Consider the following 19342-nt stretch of genomic DNA (forward strand, 5'->3'; position numbering starts at 1 on the left):
CGGGGTCTCGGGGGACCGATACTTATGCTAACTTTGCTTGTCGATTTCGCGGACAAGGTGTCGTTCTTCAACGTCTTCCGCTACATCACCTTCCGCACCGGTGGCGCGCTGATCACCTCGGCGCTGATCGTGTTCATCTTTGGGCCGGCCATCATCAATGCCCTGCGCCTGAGGCAAGGCAAGGGCCAGCCGATCCGCGCCGACGGCCCGCAGACTCACTTCAAGAAGGCCGGCACGCCGACCATGGGTGGGCTGATGATCCTCTGTGGCATCATCGGCTCGACGCTTCTGTGGGCCAACATCGCGTCGGTCTATGTCTGGGTGGTACTGTTCGTTACGCTTGGCTTCGGTGCCATCGGTTTTTATGACGACTACCTCAAGGTCACCAAGCAATCGCATCTCGGCCTGTCCGGCAAGGCGCGTCTCGGCATCGAGTTCGTGATCGCCGGTATCGCTGCCTGGATCATCATGCACAACGGCCAGGCGCCGTTCTCGTCGTCACTGACCTTCCCCTTCTTCAAGGATTTCCTGCTCAATCTCGGCTGGTTCTTCATTCCTTTTGCCTGCTTTGTGATCGTAGGCGCCGGAAACGCGGTGAACCTGACGGACGGTCTCGACGGTCTCGCCATCGTTCCGATCATGATCGCCGCTGCGTCCTTCGGCGTTATCGCCTACCTTTCGGGCAACGCGGTCTTCGCCGAATACCTGCAGATCCATTTCGTACCCGGCACCGGCGAACTCGCAGTCATCCTGGGGGCTGTCATCGGCGCGGGCCTCGGCTTCCTCTGGTTCAATGCGCCGCCGGCCGCCATCTTCATGGGCGACACCGGCTCGCTGGCGCTCGGCGGCCTGATCGGCACCGTTGCGGTCACCACCAAGCACGAGATCGTCATGGCTATCGTCGGCGGCCTGTTCGTGATGGAAGCACTTTCGGTCATCATCCAGGTCGGTTTCTTCAAGCTGACCGGAAGGCGGGTGTTCCTGATGGCGCCGATCCACCACCATTTCGAAAAACTTGGCTGGACCGAGAGCCAGGTGGTCATCCGTTTCTGGATCATTGCTGTTATTCTGGCGCTGATCGGCCTTTCCACCCTCAAGCTGCGCTGAGGCCTCACATGATCCCGGCGACGTCCTTTCAGGGAAAGCGAGTAGCGCTCTTCGGCCTCGGCGGCTCGGGGATTGCGACCGCGCGTGCGTTGACCGAGGGCGGGGCAGAGGTTCTGGCCTGGGACGACAATCCAGAAAGCGTGGCGAGGGCCACTGCCGAAGATATTGCAACGGGCGATCTGCGCGGCGCGGACTGGGCGGGTATCGCCTCCTTCGTTCTGTCGCCTGGCGTGCCGCTGACGCATCCTAAACCGCACTGGACGGTGGAACTGGCACGCGGTGCCGGCGTCGAGATCATCGGCGACATCGAACTGTTTGCGCGAGAACGGATCGCGACTGCCCCGACAGCGCCGTTCATTGCCATCACCGGCACTAACGGCAAGTCGACGACTACGGCCTTGACCGCGCATATCCTGCAGTCTGCTGGACGCGACACCCAGATGGGCGGCAATATCGGCCGCGCCGTGATGACGCTCGATCCCCCGCAAGCCGATCGCCACTACGTCGTCGAGTGCTCGTCCTACCAGATCGATCTTGCGCCTTCGATCAACCCGACCGCCGGCATCCTGCTCAACCTGACGCCCGATCATCTCGACCGTCATGGCACCATGCAGCACTACGCTTCGATCAAGGAGCGGCTGGTCGCCGGCAGCGAAACGGCGATCATCGGTGTCGATGACGTCTACTGCGCCCAGATCGCCGACCGGCTCGAACGCGCCGGCAAGCAAGTGGTGCGCATTTCCAAACGCCTGCCCTTGACCGAGGGTTACTTCGCCGACGGCAGCGATTTGATGGAAGCGATCGACGGCCGCTACAGCCGCATCGCCTTTCTTGAAGGCATCGGGTCGCTACGCGGCCAGCACAATGCGCAGAACGCGCTTGCCGCCGTTGTCGCCTGCCTGAAGGTCGGGCTCGACCTCGGCGAGATCCAGGCAGGGCTCGAGAGCTTTCCGGGCCTCGCGCACCGCATGGAACAGGTCGGCCGCAAGGGCCATGTGCTGTTCGTCAACGATTCCAAGGCAACCAATGCCGATGCGGCGGCACCAGCCCTGTCGAGCTTCCCGCGTATCTACTGGATTGCCGGGGGACTGCCCAAGGAAGGTGGCATCGAGCCGCTGCGCAGCCTGTTTCCGCGCATTGCCCGCGCGTATCTGATCGGCGAGGCGGCGCCCGCCTTTTCCGCAACGCTCGGCGAAGCTGTACCTTACGAGATTTCAGGCACGCTGGCAGCGGCCGTCGAACACGCGGCCGAAGATGCGGCAAAAGACGACAGCAGCGAGGCAGTGATCCTGTTGTCGCCGGCCTGCGCCAGCTTTGACCAGTTCAAGAACTTCGAAATTCGTGGCGAAGCCTTCAGGCAAGCTGTGAATGCTATTGATGGCGTCAGCGCTATCGGAGGGGCAAGATAATGGCCAGCCGTCTCGACAGAAGTCCCGTTGCCTTGTGGTGGTGGACAGTCGATCGCTGGTTCCTCGCGGCATTCCTGTCGCTGATGGGACTGGGCATCGTGCTCTCATTCGCCGCAAGCCCCGCCGTTGCCGAGCGCATCGGCCTGGGCAGCTTTCACTTCGCCACGCGCCAGATCATCTTCACGATCCCGGCCCTGGTCGTGATGATCGCGGTGTCGTTCCTCGAAGTCCGCCAGATCAGGCGCTTGGCGCTGGTGATGATGTGCATCATGCTGGTCATGATGGTGGCGGTTCTGTTCATCGGCGTCGAGGTCAAGGGCGCGCGGCGCTGGGTCTCGCTTGCTGGCCTGTCGATACAGCCCTCGGAGTTCCTCAAGCCGGCCTTTGTCGTCATTTCCGCCTGGCTGCTCGCCGAGCACGAGCGCCATCCGGACATCCCCGGCAATCTGTTTGCGATGATCCTGCTCGGCGTGGTTCTGGCGCTTTTGATGGCGCAGCCTGACTTCGGCCAGACCATCCTCGTGCTCGGCACCTGGGGGGTGATGTTCTTCATGGCTGGCATGTCGTGGTTCTGGATCGTCACGCTCGGTGCCGTCGGCATGGGTGGCGGCCTGGCTGCCTACACAGTGTTTCCGCACGTCGCTGGCCGTATCGACCGTTTTCTCACCGGCGAGGGCGACACCTTCCAGGTCGACATGGGGCGTGACGCGATCATCAACGGTGGCTGGTTTGGCGTCGGGCCGGGCGAGGGAACCGTCAAGCGCGTCATCCCCGACAGCCATGCCGACTTCGTCTTCTCGGTCGCCGGCGAGGAGTTCGGCATCGTGCTGCTCTTGGTCATCATGTCGATCTTCGCCTTCATCGTGCTTCGCGGCCTGCGCATCGCGCTCAAGGAGCACGACGACTTCACGCGCTACGCGGTCGCCGGCCTGGTTGTGGTGTTCGGCTTCCAGTCGATCATCAACATGAGCGTGAACCTGCAGCTGATGCCTGCCAAGGGCATGACCTTGCCGTTCATCTCCTATGGCGGTTCGTCGCTGATCGCGATCGCGATCTCCATGGGCATGGTTCTGGCGCTGACGCGCAAGAAACCCGAAAAGCTCAGGCCCAACAGTTTTGCCGCCATGCAACGGCACGCAGTAGCGGCCGAATAACATGGCCAAGGGAATCGTCATGCTTGCCGCCGGCGGGACCGGCGGCCATCTCTTTCCGGCTGAAGCGCTGGCCCATGAACTGACGGCGCGCGGCTGGCAGGTGCATCTCGCCACCGACGACCGCGCCGAGCGTTTCGCCGGCAAGTTTCCTGCGGCGGCCATCCACCCGATTTCGTCTTCGACCATCGGCTCAAAGAACCCAGTCTCGCTTTTGCGCGCCTTCTGGAGCATCTGGCGCGGCGTGCGCCAGACTTCGCAGGTCATCGCCAAGATCAAGCCATCGGTCGTCATCGGCTTCGGCGGCTATCCGACTTTGCCGCCGCTTTATGCCGCCACGCGGCGCGGCGTGCCTTCCATGGTGCATGAGCAGAACGCCGTGATGGGACGCGCCAACAAGGCGTTGGCGGGCAGGGTCAATGCGATTGCCGGGGGCTTCCTGCCGGAGAATGCGGGCGCTAACAGCGCCAAGACCGTGGTTACCGGCAATCCAGTGCGCCCGCCAGTCATCGAAGCCGCCAAGACGGCTTATGTCGCCTCTGCTGGTTCGGATGCGTTCAATCTTCTGGTCTTCGGTGGCAGCCAAGGGGCGCAGTTCTTTTCCGACGCCGTGCCCGCGGCGATTGCCTTGCTGCCCCAAGAACAGCGCAGGCGCCTTCATGTTACGCAGCAGGCGCGCGTGGAGGATGCCGAAAAGGTCAAGGCCGCCTATTCGAAACTCGGCATCGCGGCGGATGTTTCGCCGTTCTTCACCGACATGGCCCAGCGCATGGCATCCGCTCATCTCGTGATCTCGCGCTCGGGCGCCTCGACGGTTTCGGAGATCGCGGTCGTGGGCCGTCCGGCATTGCTGGTGCCGTATCCGTACGCGCTTGACCACGACCAGGCGGCGAACGCGGCCCGTCTGGCGGCGGCGGGCGGGGGCGAAGTGCATCCGCAAGCAACGCTTTCACCGGAACGTGTCGCCGGGCTCTTGGGTGGTGCGATGGATGATCCGGCGCGGCTCGCAAAGATGGCGGCTGCCGCCAAGTCAGTCGGCAAAGCAGACGCCACACGGTTGCTCGCCGACCTCGCAGAGGCTATTGCGTCCAAAATACCCGTTTCGGATTTCAAGAAAGGAATGCGCTCATGAAGATGCCGCAGACCATTGGCCTCGTGCATTTCATCGGCATCGGTGGCATCGGCATGAGCGGCATCGCCGAGGTGCTGCACAATCTCGGCTACAAGGTGCAGGGCTCCGACCAGGCCGATAGCGCCAATGTCCAGCGCCTGCGCGACAAGGGCATCGAATGCTACGTCGGCCATCGCGCCGAGAACCTTGGCGACGCCGAGGTCATCGTTGTTTCGACCGCGATCAAGAAAACCAATCCCGAGCTCATGGCTGCGCGCGAGAAACTGCTGCCGGTCGTGCGCCGCGCCGAGATGCTGGCCGAGCTGATGCGCTTCCGCAATGCGGTCGCCATCGGCGGCACGCATGGCAAGACCACGACGACCTCGATGGTGGCGGCGTTGCTCGATGCCGGTGATCTCGACCCGACGGTGATCAATGGCGGCATCATCAACGCCTACGGCACCAATGCCCGCATGGGCGAGGGCGAGTGGATGGTGGTCGAGGCCGACGAGAGCGACGGCACCTTCCTTAAGCTGCCTGCCGACATCGCGGTCGTCACCAACATCGACCCCGAGCATCTCGACCACTACGGCACCTTCGACAACGTGCGCGAGGCGTTCCGCCAGTTCGTCGAAAACGTGCCGTTCTACGGCTTTGGCGTGATGTGCACCGATCATCCGGAAGTGCAGGCGCTGGTCAGCCACATAGAGGACCGCCGCGTCATCACCTATGGCGAAAACACCCAGGCGGACGTGCGCTTCACCAATCACCATATGGATGGTGCGGTTTCGGTTTTCGACGTGGTCATCCGCAACCGCAAGTCGGCGTCCTCGACTGTTATCGAGGGGCTGCGCCTGCCGATGCCGGGCCGCCACAACGTGTCCAATGCGACCGCCGCTATTGCGGTTGCCATCGAACTCGGCATTTCCGCCGAGGCTGTCAAGCGCGGCCTGTCGTCCTTCGGTGGCGTCAAGCGTCGCTTCACCCACACCGGCAGCTGGAACGGGGTCGAGGTGTTCGACGACTACGGTCACCATCCCGTCGAGATCAAGGCTGTGCTGCGTGCGGCGCGCGAGGCCACCAAGGGCCGCGTCATCGCGATCGCCCAGCCGCATCGCTTCACCCGCCTGCGCGATCTGTTCGACGATTTTTCGGCCTGTTTCAACGATGCCGACACCGTCATGGTGGCACCGGTCTACACAGCCGGCGAAGATCCGATCGACGGCGTCAATTCCGAGGCGCTAGCCGCGCATGTTCGCGCCGGCGGCCATCGCGACGCCCGCTACATCGAAGGCGCCGCTGCTGTCGCGCCGATCGTGCGTGAACTCGCCAAGCCGGGCGACTTCGTCGTCTACCTCGGCGCCGGCAACATCACGCAATGGGCCTATGCGCTGCCTGGAGAACTCGCCGGAGGCGGGTCGTGACGGGTGGCGAGGCGCTGATCACAAAACTGGGCGATCGGCTTTCGGGCCTGCGCGGGCGCCTGACGCCCAATGCGGAGATGGAAAAGATCACGTGGTTCCGCGCAGGCGGCATCGCCGATGCGCTGTTCCAGCCGGCCGACGAGGAAGACCTGGCTGCCTTTCTGAAGGCGGTGCCTGAAGAGATTCCCGTTCTGGTAGTCGGTATCGGCTCCAATCTTCTGGTGCGGGAGGGCGGCATTCCAGGCTTCGTCGTGCGTCTCTCGGCCAAGGGGTTCGGCGAGGCCGAGACGATTTCGGAAACCGCGATCAGGGCAGGTGCAGCGACGCCGGACAAGCGCGTGGCAGCGCTCGCTCATGACAGCGGCATCGGGGGCTTTCATTTCTACCACGGCATCCCTGGTGCCATCGGTGGTGCGCTGCGCATGAACGCGGGCGCGAACGGGGTGGAAACGCGCGAGCGCGTCGTAGAGGTCCGCGCACTCGACCGCGCCGGCAACCTGCATGTGCTGTCGAATGCCGACATGGGCTACAGCTACCGCCATTCCTCGGCAGCCGCCGACCTAATCTTCACCTCGGCCACCTTCGAGGGCTATGCCGAGGATAAGGACGCGATCAAGGCGGCCATGGACGCGGTTCAGCATCATCGCGAGACGGTGCAGCCGATCCGCGAGAAAACAGGCGGTTCGACATTCAAGAATCCCGAAGGAACTTCGGCCTGGAAGGAAATCGACAAGGCTGGCTGCCGTGGGCTGATGATCGGCGGTGCGCAGATGTCACCGATGCATTGCAACTTCATGATCAACACCGGCAACGCCACCGGCTACGATCTGGAGTATCTCGGCGAGACGGTGCGAAGCCGCGTGCTCGAAAATTCAGGGATCCGCTTGCAATGGGAAATCAAGCGGCTCGGCCGCTTCAAGCCGGGCCACGAAGTGCAGGAGTTTCTTGGGCAATTGCTCTAGACTTGATGCTTACCCGGCGTCGATTTCGGCTGGAGAACGCACTGCGAAGCCCTCCAGGGGACAATGTTTCGCAAGCCCTCGTGCTCATTGCGCGGGGGCTTTTTGTTGTCCGAAATCTGCTTTTTGCGCTGCCTAGGCGAGCCAGTTCCGCTCACGAAATCGCAATGAATTCCAATCGGCTCTTGCCACGGAATCAAGTCTCTGATTCTCTGACCTAAAGCGTTTCCTGATTTGAGTCGCGTCACGCGTAGCCCGCGTTTCCGTTCGGAGGTCCAACTTCCGAATGCTCTTATTTAGTCTTTGGAAACAAGGTGTTGTGTCCGAGTCTAGAGGGGATCACAGGGGATGAAGTCGAAGCACGTCGCTGTCTTGTTGGGCGGGTTTTCGTCCGAGCGGCCTGTGTCCCTGTCGTCTGGCAATGCATGTGCCGATGCGCTTGAGCGGGTGGGTTATCAGGTCACCCGTGTCGATGTCGGTCGCGATGTCGGCGCTGTGCTTTCGGCGCTCAAGCCGGATGTTGCATTCAACGCCCTCCATGGTCCCTTCGGCGAGGACGGCACCATCCAGGGCATCCTCGAATATCTCGGCATTCCCTACACCCATTCCGGCGTGCTGGCTTCGGCGCTTGCGATGAACAAGGAGCAGTCGAAGAAGGTGGCCAAGGCTGCCGGCATTCCGATTGCCGAATCCCGCGTTCTCGACCGTTTCGCCATCGGCAACCAGCATCCGATGAAGCCGCCATACGTGGTCAAGCCGGTGTCTGAGGGGTCGAGCTTCGGTGTGGTCATCGTCAAGGAGGATCAGTCGCATCCGCCGCAGGTAATTTCGTCGTCGGAGTGGCGCTATGGCGATACCGTGATGGTCGAGCGCTATGTCCACGGGCGCGAATTGACGTGCGCCGTCATGGGCGACGTGGCGCTCGGCGTCTGCGAGATCATTCCGACGGGTCACGCCTTCTACGATTATGATTCAAAATATGTCGCTGGGGGATCAAAGCACGAATGCCCCGCGAAAGTTTCACCGAATATTTACCAAAAAATACAAACACTGGCGCTCAAGGCTCACCAAGCGATCGGGTGCCGGGGCGTCTCCCGGTCTGACTTCCGGTACGACGACCGCCATTCCGAAAATGGAGAGGTCGTCTGGCTGGAGGTGAACACGCAACCCGGCATGACGCCGACGTCGCTGGTGCCCGAGATTGCTGCCCAGGCCGGGCATTCGTTTGGTGAGTTGTTGAGTTGGATGGTGGAGGACGCTTCGTGTTTGCGTTGAGATCGGGACAGAGCAGGAGGGTGAACGGCGCAACGCCGCGCGTCTTCGGGCTGTCCTTGTCCGCGGAGCATTTCGTGTTGCCGCGGCTGCTGCGCAAGCCGGTTCGCATGCTGTCGCGCTTCGGGCGTGGGGAGTTCACTCCTCCGCCTTATGCTGCGTCGATGCTGACGGCTGCGTTTCTCGCCGCAAGCTCGCTCTATGGCGCCTATCTCGGCGGTCACTTCCCTGCGATGGTTCAGGGCGTGACTGCCCGCAGCGGTTTTGCCGTCGACCAGATCAAGGTCTCGGGAAATCGCGAGACCTCCGAAATCGACATTCTCGACAAGCTCGAGCTCGACGGTTGGACCTCCCTCGTCGGTTTCAACCCTGAAGAAGCGCGCGAGCGTATCGTCAGCTTGCCCTGGGTTCGCGATGCGGCCGTGCGCAAGGTGTATCCCGATACCATCGAAGTTCGCGTCGACGAGCGCGACGCGTTCGCCATCTGGCAGCAGGGCAGCCAGCTCAGCGTCGTTGAGAAGGATGGCAAGGTGATCGCTCCGTTCACCGGCGGTCGCCAGGTCGCCCTGCCGCTGGTCATAGGTTTTGGCGCCGCCGAGCGCGCTGCCGACTTCGTTGCCAGGGTTCAGGCCTTTCCGGAGCTGGCGTCGCGCGTGAAAGGCTATATCCGCATCGGCGAGCGGCGCTGGGATCTGCGCCTCGATAACGGAATCACCGTCAAGCTGCCGGAGAATCAGGTTGATGCGGCACTCGCCGACCTCGTGGCCCTCGATCGCGAGAACGCGCTTTTCACACGCGATATCTCGACCGTGGACATGCGCTTCGGCGACCGGCTTGTGGTGCAGCTTACGCCTGAAGCGGCCGAGCGTCGCGCGGCCGCGCTGAGCACCAAGCCAAAGGCCGTCAAGGCGAAGGTGGAGAAAAGAACATGAGCTGGCTTGGCGGTCAAAAAGATCCGGTCTCGCGCCGCTCGGGTATCCTCACGGTGCTCGACGTCGGCTCGAACAAGGTCTGCTGCGTGGTCGCCAAGCTCAAGCCGACCGAGGGCAGCCAGCTGCTCAAGGGGCGCACCCATCAGGCCCAGGTCATCGGCATCGGCCATCAGAAGTCGCAGGGCGTGAAGTCGGGCGTGGTCGTAGAGCTCGATCGCGCCGAACATGCTATCCGGCTCGCTGTCGATGCGGCCGAGCGCATGGCAGGGCTGACGGCGGATTCCCTGATCGTCAACCTGTCGGCTGGGCGCATCAAGAGCGAGGCGTTCTCGGCGACGATCAACCTCGGCGGCCATGAGGTCGAAGAGGCCGACGTCCAGCGCGTGCTGGCAGCCGGTGCCAAGCAGGCGCTGAAGGCTGAGCGCGACGTCATCCACTCGCTGCCGGTTGCATTTTCCCTCGACGCGGAGCGTGGCATGCGTGATCCGCGTGGCATGGTCGGTGACACGCTTGGCGTCGATATGCACGTGCTGACCGGTGATTCGGCGCCGATGCGCAATCTCGAGCTCTGCATCAACCGCTCGCACCTGTCGGTCGAGCACATGGTCGCTACGCCATATGCAAGCGGTCTTGCGGCGCTGGTCGACGACGAACTCGAAATGGGCGCTGCCTGCATCGACATGGGCGGCGGCACAACGACGCTGTCCGTCTTCTCGGAAGGCCGCTTCGTTCACGCCGACGCCATTCCGATCGGCGGCAATCATGTCACCATGGACATGGCCAAGGGTCTGTCGACGCGTCTCGACGATGCCGAGCGGCTCAAGGTCATGCACGGCTCGGCCTTGCCCGGCAGTGCCGACGACCGCGACCTGATCAGCATCCAGCCGATCGGTGTCGACGACAATGAAATTCCCCTGCAGATTCCACGCTCGATGATGACGCGCATCATTCGCGCCCGCATCGACGAGACGCTGGAACTGCTTCGCGACCGGCTCAACAAGTCGGGCTACGGCAATGCCGTCGGCAAGCGCGTCGTCCTGACGGGCGGCGCCAGCCAGCTGGTCGGACTGCCCGAAGCCGCGCGTCGCATTCTCGGCCGCAATGTGCGCATCGGCCGCCCGCTCGGCGTGGCAGGCCTGCCGGAGGCGGCCAAGGGGCCAGCTTTCGCGACCGCCGTCGGGCTTCTGATCTACCCGCAGATGGCCGGTATCGAGAGCCATTCGGCGAAAGGGATTTCCCGTTACAGGGCAACGGGAACTGGCGGAAAACTGCATCGCATGAGTCAGTGGTTGAGAGACAGTTTTTAGGAATTGACGGGGACAGCCCCAGAGGCGGCCGCACGGCGAAGCGGCTTGAAAGGCAAAAAGGACGAGGACTATGACGATCAATCTGCAGAAGCCGGACATCACCGAGCTCAAGCCACGCATCACCGTGTTCGGTGTCGGCGGCGGCGGCGGCAATGCTGTCAACAACATGATCACCGCCGGCCTGCGCGGCGTCGAGTTCGTGGTGGCAAACACCGACGCTCAGGCGCTCACCATGTCGAAGGCGGAGCGCCTCATCCAGCTTGGCGCGCACGTCACCGAGGGCCTGGGTGCTGGTTCGCAGCCTGAAGTCGGCCGTGCTGCCGCCGAGGAGTGCATCGACGAGATCATCGATCACCTGTCCAACACACACATGTGCTTCGTCACCGCAGGCATGGGCGGCGGCACCGGTACCGGCGCTGCTCCTGTCGTTGCCCGCGCGGCACGCGAAAAGGGCATTCTGACCGTCGGCGTTGTCACCAAGCCGTTCCACTTCGAAGGCCAGCGCCGCATGAAGACGGCCGACTACGGCATCGAAGAGCTGCAGAAGTGCGTCGATACGCTGATCGTCATCCCGAACCAGAACCTGTTCCGTCTCGCCAATGACAAGACGACCTTCGCGGACGCCTTCGCCATGGCTGACCAGGTGCTTTATTCGGGCGTCGCCTGCATCACCGACCTGATGGTCAAGGAAGGCCTGATCAACCTCGACTTCGCCGACGTCCGTTCGGTGATGCGCGAGATGGGCAAGGCCATGATGGGCACTGGCGAAGCATCGGGCGAGGGCCGCGCGATGGCTGCGGCGGAAGCTGCGATCGCCAACCCCCTGCTCGACGAAACCTCGATGAAGGGTGCGAAGGGCCTGCTGATCTCGATCACCGGCGGCCGCGACCTGACCCTGTTCGAAGTCGATGAAGCGGCGACCCGTATTCGCGAAGAAGTCGACCAGGACGCCAACATCATCCTCGGCGCCACCTTCGACGAAGATCTGGAAGGCGTCATTCGCGTGTCGGTTGTTGCCACTGGCATCGACAAGGCGGCCGCTGACATGGCTACGGCACCACTGACGATCCGTCAGGCACCGAAGCCGGCGCCGCGTCCGGTCGAGGCCCGTCCGGTACAGCAGGCCGCCCCGGTCGAGCAGCCGCGCATGGAAGTGCGCGCCAACGATCCGGTCGCCGAAGCCATTCGCCTGGCCGAAACCAACGCAGCAGCCATGGCGCAGCCGCGCGCCGCAGCTCCGCAGGCTGAAGAGTTCCGCCCGCAGAGCAAGCTGTTCCAGGCTCCGCCTGCCCAGCCGCAGGCTCAGCAGTACCAGCCCCAGCCGCAGCAGTTCCATCAGCCTGCGCCGCAGCCGGTGGTACAGCCACAGGTGGCACCCCAGCGCGAAATGATCCAGCCGGCACCGGTCCAGCAGCGGATGCCGCGCGTCGAGGATTTCCCCCCGATGGTAAAGGCTGAGGTGGAAGCCAAGGCCCAGCCGGCCGACCACCATGAGGACCGCGGTCCGATGGGCCTGCTCAAGCGTCTGACGAGCGGCCTGACCCGCCGCGAGGAAGAGCCGGCACGTCTTCAGCCCGCGCAGCCGCGCGAGCCCAAGCTGCGCCAGCCGGCTCCCGAACAGCGCCGCATGACGAGCCAGGAATCGCAGCTCTACGCGCCGCGTCGCGGACAGCTCGACGATCAGGGCCGCCTGGCACCGCAGACACGGACTCAGGAAGACGATCAGCTGGAGATTCCGGCGTTCCTTCGCCGGCAAGCCAACTGATCTGTAAACAACCGGTAACACTGTTTGAAAGGCGGGCGTCTCGACGTCCGCCTTTCGATCTGAAAAGATCATTTAAATCATTGACTTGACGGGGTGAGTCCAGACGTCCCCGCAGTTACACAGAGTAAGAAACCGTGATTTGGAGTCTGTCACCCGGAAGACTATCTTCGCCTTCGATTAAGGTCGCTTGGGCGGGTGTCGTGGGGATGAGGACCCGTCTGGCGAGGATAAGAGCCGTGCGCCGTGGTGTGGCGAAGCGGACGTGAAGTGGACGGGCATATGGGGATCGACTTGCAAGATTATCAGACAACACTCAAATCACGCGTCTCGCTATCGGGCATAGGTGTCCATAGCGGGAAGCCCGTGACTATCCATTTCGCGCCGGCGGATGCCGACACGGGTGTAGTGTTCCAGGTTGTTAACCAAGAATTCCGCGCAATTGTGTCGGAAGTGGGTGCAACCGACCTTTGTACACTGCTGGGTGATCCCGCCGGCCTCCACGTCGCTACGATCGAGCACCTGATGGCCGCGCTGTTCGGCCTCGGTATCGACAATCTCCTGATCGAGGTCGATGGCGCCGAAGTGCCGATCCTCGACGGCAGCGCAGCCCAGTTCGTCGAGGCCATCGACCAGGTCGGCATCGAAGTGCAGGACGTCAAGCGCCGCTATATTCGCGTGCTCAAGCCTGTGCGAATCGAAAGCGGCGCGTCTTGGGCGGAATTCCGTCCTTATGGCGGCACCCGATTCGAGGTCGAGATCGATTTCGAGAGCCCGGCGATCGGGCGCCAGTCCTTCGCATCCGACATCAACGACGACATCTTCCGCCGTGAAATCTCGCGCGCCCGCACCTTCGGCTTCATGAAGGACGTCGAGCGGCTGTGGGCTGCCGGCTATGCGCTGGGCTCGTCGCTGGAGAATTCGGTGGTCATCGGCGACGACAATCACATCATCAATATCGAAGGCCTGCGCTTTTCGAACGAATTCGTGCGTCACAAGACGCTCGACGCCATGGGCGATCTGGCCCTTGCAGGAGCACGCTTTATCGGCTGCTTCCGTTCCTATCGCGGCGGCCACAGGCTGAATGCGGCTGCCTTGCGCCGCCTGCTTTCGGACCGTTCCGCCTTCGAGATCGTTGAAACGTCGCGCCGCGAGCGTGGCCGCTCGGCTGAGCTGATCGCTGTCAGCGCCGCTGTCCACGCACCCTGGACACTCTGACGGCAGGCTATTTTCCGGAAGGGTGGTGTGACCTTGTTGCACCACTCGACCGATGAAATGGCACGTGTGTTGACCTGCCACAAAATTGCGCGAATGGCGGCTGATAGCGTTGCCCGGCAAAGCCAGTTGTGATCTATGGCCATTGCCTAAAAGCGAAACAGCGCCAAAGGGGCGATACTCTGTGATGTCATTGATACGAGCCGGCCGATCGAATTTGCGCGCGACACCTCTGGTTGTGGCGCTTTCGCTCCTCGCTCCGACGCTTGCTCTTTCCGGTTGCATGTCGGGCGAAGCCGATGTCGATCTGGCGACCTATGTCGAGCAAACCGAACCGGCCGACGTGCTTTACAATCAGGGCCTCGCCAACCTCAATGCCGGCCGCCTCAAGGAGGCCAGCCGCAAGTTCGAGGCAGTCGATCGCCAGCATCCTTATTCTGAGTATGCGCGCAAATCGATGGTCATGGGCGCTTTCGCCAGCTATCGCCAGGGCGCTTATGAAGAGGCCATCAACTCGGCCAAGCGCTATCTCGCGCTCTATCCTTCGACCGATGACGCGGCTTATGCGCAGTACATCATCGGCCTGAGCTATTTCCGCCAGATTCGCGACGTCACGCAGGATCAGAAGGATGCTCGCCGCACCATCGAGGCGATGACCGAAGTGGTGCAGCGCTGGCCGGCGTCGGAATATGTCGATGACGCGAATGCCAAGATTCGCTTTGCCCGCGACCAACTCGCCGGCAAGGAAATGCAGATCGGCCGCTATTATCTCGAGCGTCGCGAATTCATCGCGTCGGCGAAGCGCTTCCGCAACGTGGTCGAGAACTATTCGAACACGCGCCACATCGAAGAAGCGCTCGCCCGCCTGGTTGAGACCTATTACGCGATGGGTCTGACGTCGGAAGCGCAGACGGCGGCGGCGGTGCTTGGCCAGAACTATCCTGACAGCCAGTGGTACAAGGATTCGTACAAGCTGCTGCAATCCGGCGGACTTGAGCCTCGCGAAAATGCCGGCTCATGGATATCCAAGGCCGGAAAGATGTTCTCCGGCGCCTGACGACAATAGATGCTCTCGCGCCTTTCGATCCGCGATATCGTCCTGATCGAACGGCTTGATATTGATTTCACGCCGGGCCTTTCGGTGCTGACCGGTGAGACCGGCGCGGGCAAATCCATCCTTCTCGACGCATTGTCGCTCGCGCTCGGCGCGCGCGGCGATGCATCGCTCGTTCGCCACGGTGCGGCCCAGGGGCAGGTGAGTGCGGTCTTCGACGTGCCGCACAATCATCCGGCACGCGCGTTGCTCGCCGACAACGCCATCGACGACGATGGCGACATTATCCTGAAGCGCGTGCAGACCGCCGACGGACGCACGCGTGTCTTCGTCAATGACCAGCCATCCAGCGTCACGCTGATGCGTGATATCGGCCGCGCACTGGTGGAAATCCATGGCCAGCATGACGACCGCGCCCTAGTGGACGCGGGCGCACATCGCGACGTGCTCGATTCGTTCGGCGGCCATGTCGGCGAGGCCGGAGCGACGGCCGACGCGTGGAAGTTGTGGCGCAACGCCGAGCAGGAGCTGTCGCGCCATCGCGCCCGCGTTGAGGCAGCGGCACGCGAGGCCGAGTATCTGCGCGCTTCGGTAACCGAACTCGCCAAGCTCGATCCGCAGCCGGGCGAAGAGAGCGAGCTTGCCGAATTGCGCGCTGCGATGATGCGCGTGGAAAAGATCGCTTCCGAGATCCAGGACGCGCAGGATGTGCTGTCCGGCTCATCGTCGCCGTTGCCGCAGCTTGCGAGCCTTTTGCGCCGCTTGCAGCGCAAGGCGGCCGAAGTGCCCGGGCTGCTCGACGAAGTGGTGAAGTCGCTCGATGAGGCGATGATCTCGCTCGATGCGGCGCAATCGGGTGTCGATGCGGCACTTCGGGCCACTGAATACGACCCGCAGCGCCTCGAAAAGGCCGAAGAGCGGCTATTTGCGCTGCGCGCCGCGGCCCGCAAGCACAATGTCGTCGTCGACAATCTGGCGCAGTTGCGCGACACTATGGTTGCCGACCTGGCCGATCTCGACGCTGGCGAAGAGCGGCTGCAATCGCTGGAGCAGCAGGCGCGCACGACGCGCGATGCCTATGACCGCATAGCTTCCAGCCTGTCCGATCTGCGCAAGACGGCGGCTGAGGGCCTGCGCAAGACAGTCATGGCGGAGCTTCCGGCACTCAAGCTCGAGCGTGCCGAGTTCATCGTCGAGATTTCAAGCGACGCAGACAATCGCATGCTGGAAGGCATCGACCAGGTCGAGTTCTGGGTGCGTACCAATCCGGGCACGCGTCCGGGCCCGATGATGAAGGTGGCGTCGGGCGGCGAACTTTCACGCTTCTTGTTGGCGCTGAAGGTAGCGCTCGCCGACCGCGGCTCGGCCCCGACCCTGGTTTTCGACGAAATCGACTCCGGCGTCGGTGGTGCCGTGGCCGACGCCATCGGCCAGCGCCTGGCCCGTCTCGCCAGCCGCGTGCAGGTGCTTTCGGTGACCCATGCGCCGCAGGTGGCGGCACGCGCGGCCACGCATTTCTTGATTTCCAAGCAGGGCAATACCGACCGCGTCGCCACCGGCATCCATGAGATGGACCGTCCGGCGCGGCAGGAAGAGATAGCCCGCATGCTCTCGGGTGCATCCATCACCGAAGAGGCTCGCGCCGCCGCCGAACGCCTGTTGCGCGAGAACACGGCTGCCGCTTCCTGAGGCGCGGTTGCCATCGCAACATGTCAGGAGTGTTTGCGATCCCGCTGATTTGCGTGGGCTTTTGGTAAAACGCGCTCCCTTGCGCATGTTTCCTGATTTATGGTGGCGCCGCAATTTGGCCGGAGCCGCACCATGTCCGAAAAATCAGTCGATTCGCTAAGCGAGGCAGAAGCCTCGGCCGAGCTTGCGCGGCTGGCCGAAGAAATCGCCGGTCATGACCAGCGCTATCATGCCGAAGATGCACCGACGATCTCGGACGCCGACTATGATGCCTTGCGCCGGCGCAACCTTGCCATCGAACAGCGCTTTCCGCAGCTCGTGCGCGAGGATTCGCCGTCGAAGTCGGTCGGTGCCGCGGTCTCGGAGAAGTTCGGCAAGGTCACCCATGTCGTGCCGATGCTGTCGCTCGACAATGCCTTCGCCGACGACGATGTCAGCGAGTTCGTTGGCCGCATAAGGCGGTTCCTGAGGCTTTCCGCCGACGAGCCGGTGGCGATTTCGGCCGAGCCCAAAATCGACGGGCTGTCGCTGTCGATTCGCTACGAGGCTGGCCGCCTGGTGACGGCGGCGACGCGCGGCGATGGTCAGGTCGGCGAAAACGTCACTGCCAATGCCCGCACCATCGCCGATATACCCAATGTGCTGTCGGGTGATTTCCCCGAGATGCTGGAAGTGCGCGGCGAGGTCTATATGGGCCACGCCGATTTCGCCGAACTCAACCGCCGCAACGAGGAGGCGGGCAAGCCAGTCTTCGCCAATCCGCGCAATGCGGCGGCGGGCTCGCTGCGCCAGCTCGACACTTCAATCACCGCCAGCAGGCCGCTTCGATTCTTCGCCTATGCCTGGGGCGAAGTCAGCGACATGCCCGCCGACACCCAGATGGGCATGGTTGCCGCCTTCGGGCGCTACGGCTTCAAGACCAATCCACTGATGAAGGTGTTCGACAGCGTCGAAGGACTGTTGTCGCAATACCGGATGATCGAGGCCAATCGCGCGACACTTGGCTATGACATTGACGGTGTCGTCTACAAGGTAGACCGGCTCGATCTGCAGCAGCGCCTCGGTTTTGTCTCGCGTTCGCCGCGCTGGGCGATAGCGCACAAATTCCCCGCCGAGAAGGCGACGACAACGCTGCTCGGCATCGACATCCAGGTCGGTCGTACCGGTTCGCTGACGCCGGTGGCACGTCTGCAGCCTGTAACGGTCGGCGGCGTGGTGGTGACCAACGCCACACTGCACAACGAGGACTACATCAAGGGCATCGGCAACAGCGGCCTGCCGATCCGCGAGGGCCGGGATATCCGCGTCGGCGACACCGTCATCGTGCAGCGGGCAGGGGATGTGATTCCGCAGATCCTCGACGTCGTCTTGGACAAGCGCCCTGCCGGTTCGCAGCCTTACCAGTTTCCGACGCGCTGCCCGGCCTGCGACAGCCACGCGGTGCGTGAGGAGGGCGAAGTGGTTCGCCGCTGCACCGGTGGCCTGATCTGCCCGGCTCAGGCGGTGGAACGGCTTCGCCATTTCGTCTCGCGCAACGCTTTCGACATCGAGGGCCTGGGCGAAAAGCAGATCGAGTTTTTCTTCCAGTCGCAGGACAAGGCGCTGCATGTGGGCTCGCCCGCCGACATCTTCACCCTGAAGCGGCGGCAAGAGGGCTCGCTGACCAAGCTCGAGAACATTGACGGCTTTGGCGCGACCTCGGCCCGCAAGCTGTTCGCCGCCATCGACGACAGGCGGCAGGTCGAGTTCTCGCGCTTTCTGTTCGCGCTCGGCATCCGTCACATCGGCGAGACCAACGCAAAGCGGCTCGCCCGCCATTACATCAGCTTCGAGGCATTCCGTGCCGCCGGCACCGCTGCCGTAATGCCCGAGGGAAAGGGCGACAAGGGCAACGCCGCCTGGCAGGAGCTGACTGGGGTCAACGGCATCGGCGCGATCGTTGCCGAAGCCGTTGTCGAGTTCTTTGCCGAAGAGCACAACAGGCAGGTGCTCGACGCGCTGCTGGCGGAGGTTACGCCGCTCGACGAGGAGCGCATCGGCGATGTTTCTTCGCCGGTCTCCGGCAAGACCGTTGTCTTCACCGGCTCGCTCGAGAAGATGTCGCGCGATGAGGCCAAGGCGATGGCCGAAAAGCTGGGCGCCAAGGTGGCAGGTTCGGTCTCCAAGAAGACCGACCTGGTGGTGGCGGGACCGGGAGCCGGTTCGAAGCTGAAGGCCGCGTCCGATCTCGGCATCGAGGTCATATCAGAGGACCAGTGGTTCGAACGGGTTGGTCGGGCGGGCTGACAGCATACATGCGTGCAATTGCCGTCGATTTCGAAACTGCCAATGAGCAGCGCAGCAGCCCGTGCTCCATAGGCCTCGCCTGGATCGAGGACGGCGCGGTCATCCGGGTCGAGGAGCGGCTGATCCGCCCTCGGGACATGCGCTTTTCGCGCTTCAACATAGCCGTTCACGGCATCCGGCCCGAGCATGTCGAGGATGCGGCCGAGTTTCCCGAGGTGATGGAGGAGTTCGAAGAGGATCTCGGCGATACGCTTGTCATCGCCCACAACGCTTCGTTCGACATGAGCGTGCTGCGGGCGAGCTATGCGCTGTATGGCACTGCCTGTCCTGACATCGACTACTTCTGCACGCTCAAGATGGCGAAAATGGTATGGCAGAACCTCGCTTCGCACCGACTCAACGAGGTATCGCGCCATATCGACTTTTCGTTCAAGCACCACAATGCCGCCGAAGACGCGCATGCCTGTGGCGAGGTGGCGTTGGCGGCTGCGCGCAAGCTGAACGTTTCGGCGTTTCGCGATTTGCCGATCAAGCTCGACATGACGATGGGCCGGCTGCATGCCGGCGGCAATTCGCCGTGCTCGGTGAAGCGGCCGCCGAAAGCCAGGAAGAGCTGATCGTTGGCTCAACCGAATTGATGTGACACGCGGAACTCCCTGACTTA

15 protein-coding genes are annotated in these 19342 nt (G+C 62.9%); all 15 read left to right on the plus strand.

The window, feature by feature from the left end:
• The first annotated feature begins 24 nt into the window (after positions 1–24).
• The 15 genes from mraY (at position 25) to C8K44_RS08480 (ending at position 19295) form a co-directional block, all read left to right on the plus strand.
• A complete protein-coding gene (gene mraY / locus C8K44_RS08410) occupies positions 25–1107 on the plus strand; it encodes a phospho-N-acetylmuramoyl-pentapeptide-transferase (RefSeq protein WP_109575315.1) in 1083 nt (360 codons plus the stop codon).
• A gap of 8 nt (positions 1108–1115) precedes the next feature.
• Positions 1116–2516 (plus strand): UDP-N-acetylmuramoyl-L-alanine--D-glutamate ligase, encoded by a 1401-nt coding sequence (gene murD / locus C8K44_RS08415; protein ID WP_109575316.1) that lies wholly within the window; start codon positions 1116–1118, stop codon positions 2514–2516.
• On the plus strand, positions 2516–3670 hold the full coding sequence (ftsW, locus tag C8K44_RS08420) for a putative lipid II flippase FtsW (protein ID WP_109575317.1): 1155 nt from the start codon (positions 2516–2518) through the stop codon (positions 3668–3670). Before murD ends, ftsW begins: the two co-directional genes overlap by 1 nt.
• A gap of 1 nt (position 3671) precedes the next feature.
• Complete coding sequence (gene murG / locus C8K44_RS08425) at positions 3672–4799, plus strand: undecaprenyldiphospho-muramoylpentapeptide beta-N-acetylglucosaminyltransferase (RefSeq protein WP_109575318.1); 1128 nt, start codon at positions 3672–3674, stop codon at positions 4797–4799.
• Complete coding sequence (murC, locus tag C8K44_RS08430; RefSeq protein WP_109575319.1) at positions 4796–6202, plus strand: UDP-N-acetylmuramate--L-alanine ligase; 1407 nt, start codon at positions 4796–4798, stop codon at positions 6200–6202. Before murG ends, murC begins: the two co-directional genes overlap by 4 nt.
• Complete coding sequence (gene murB, locus C8K44_RS08435) at positions 6199–7164, plus strand: UDP-N-acetylmuramate dehydrogenase (RefSeq protein WP_109575320.1); 966 nt, start codon at positions 6199–6201, stop codon at positions 7162–7164. Before murC ends, murB begins: the two co-directional genes overlap by 4 nt.
• 345 nt (positions 7165–7509) lie before the next feature.
• Positions 7510–8436, plus strand: a complete 927-nt coding sequence (locus tag C8K44_RS08440; protein ID WP_109575321.1) for a D-alanine--D-alanine ligase — start codon at positions 7510–7512, stop codon at positions 8434–8436.
• Complete coding sequence (locus C8K44_RS08445) at positions 8424–9365, plus strand: cell division protein FtsQ/DivIB (protein ID WP_109575322.1); 942 nt, start codon at positions 8424–8426, stop codon at positions 9363–9365. The genes C8K44_RS08440 and C8K44_RS08445 overlap by 13 nt, the downstream gene beginning before the upstream one ends.
• Positions 9362–10672, plus strand: coding sequence for a cell division protein FtsA (ftsA, locus tag C8K44_RS08450; RefSeq protein ID WP_109575323.1), 1311 nt, complete (start codon positions 9362–9364; stop codon positions 10670–10672). The genes C8K44_RS08445 and ftsA overlap by 4 nt, the downstream gene beginning before the upstream one ends.
• Positions 10673–10742: 70 nt before the next feature.
• Positions 10743–12437, plus strand: a complete 1695-nt coding sequence (ftsZ, locus tag C8K44_RS08455; RefSeq protein WP_109575324.1) for a cell division protein FtsZ — start codon at positions 10743–10745, stop codon at positions 12435–12437.
• Positions 12438–12716: 279 nt separating this feature from the next.
• Positions 12717–13652, plus strand: a complete 936-nt coding sequence (lpxC, locus tag C8K44_RS08460) for a UDP-3-O-acyl-N-acetylglucosamine deacetylase (protein ID WP_109575325.1) — start codon at positions 12717–12719, stop codon at positions 13650–13652.
• A 184-nt stretch (positions 13653–13836) separates the two neighbouring features.
• Complete coding sequence (locus C8K44_RS08465) at positions 13837–14706, plus strand: outer membrane protein assembly factor BamD (RefSeq protein WP_109575326.1); 870 nt, start codon at positions 13837–13839, stop codon at positions 14704–14706.
• 9 nt (positions 14707–14715) lie between these two features.
• Complete coding sequence (gene recN, locus C8K44_RS08470) at positions 14716–16392, plus strand: DNA repair protein RecN (RefSeq protein ID WP_109575327.1); 1677 nt, start codon at positions 14716–14718, stop codon at positions 16390–16392.
• Positions 16393–16524: 132 nt separating this feature from the next.
• Positions 16525–18678, plus strand: a complete 2154-nt coding sequence (ligA, locus tag C8K44_RS08475; RefSeq protein WP_109575328.1) for an NAD-dependent DNA ligase LigA — start codon at positions 16525–16527, stop codon at positions 18676–18678.
• Between the two features lie 8 nt (positions 18679–18686).
• Positions 18687–19295, plus strand: coding sequence for a 3'-5' exonuclease (locus C8K44_RS08480; RefSeq protein ID WP_109575329.1), 609 nt, complete (start codon positions 18687–18689; stop codon positions 19293–19295).
• Positions 19296–19342: the final 47 nt, after the last annotated feature.

It is taken from the genome of Aminobacter sp. AP02 (assembly GCF_003148805.1).
In the GTDB taxonomy this organism is placed as follows: Bacteria; Pseudomonadota; Alphaproteobacteria; order Rhizobiales; family Rhizobiaceae; genus Aminobacter.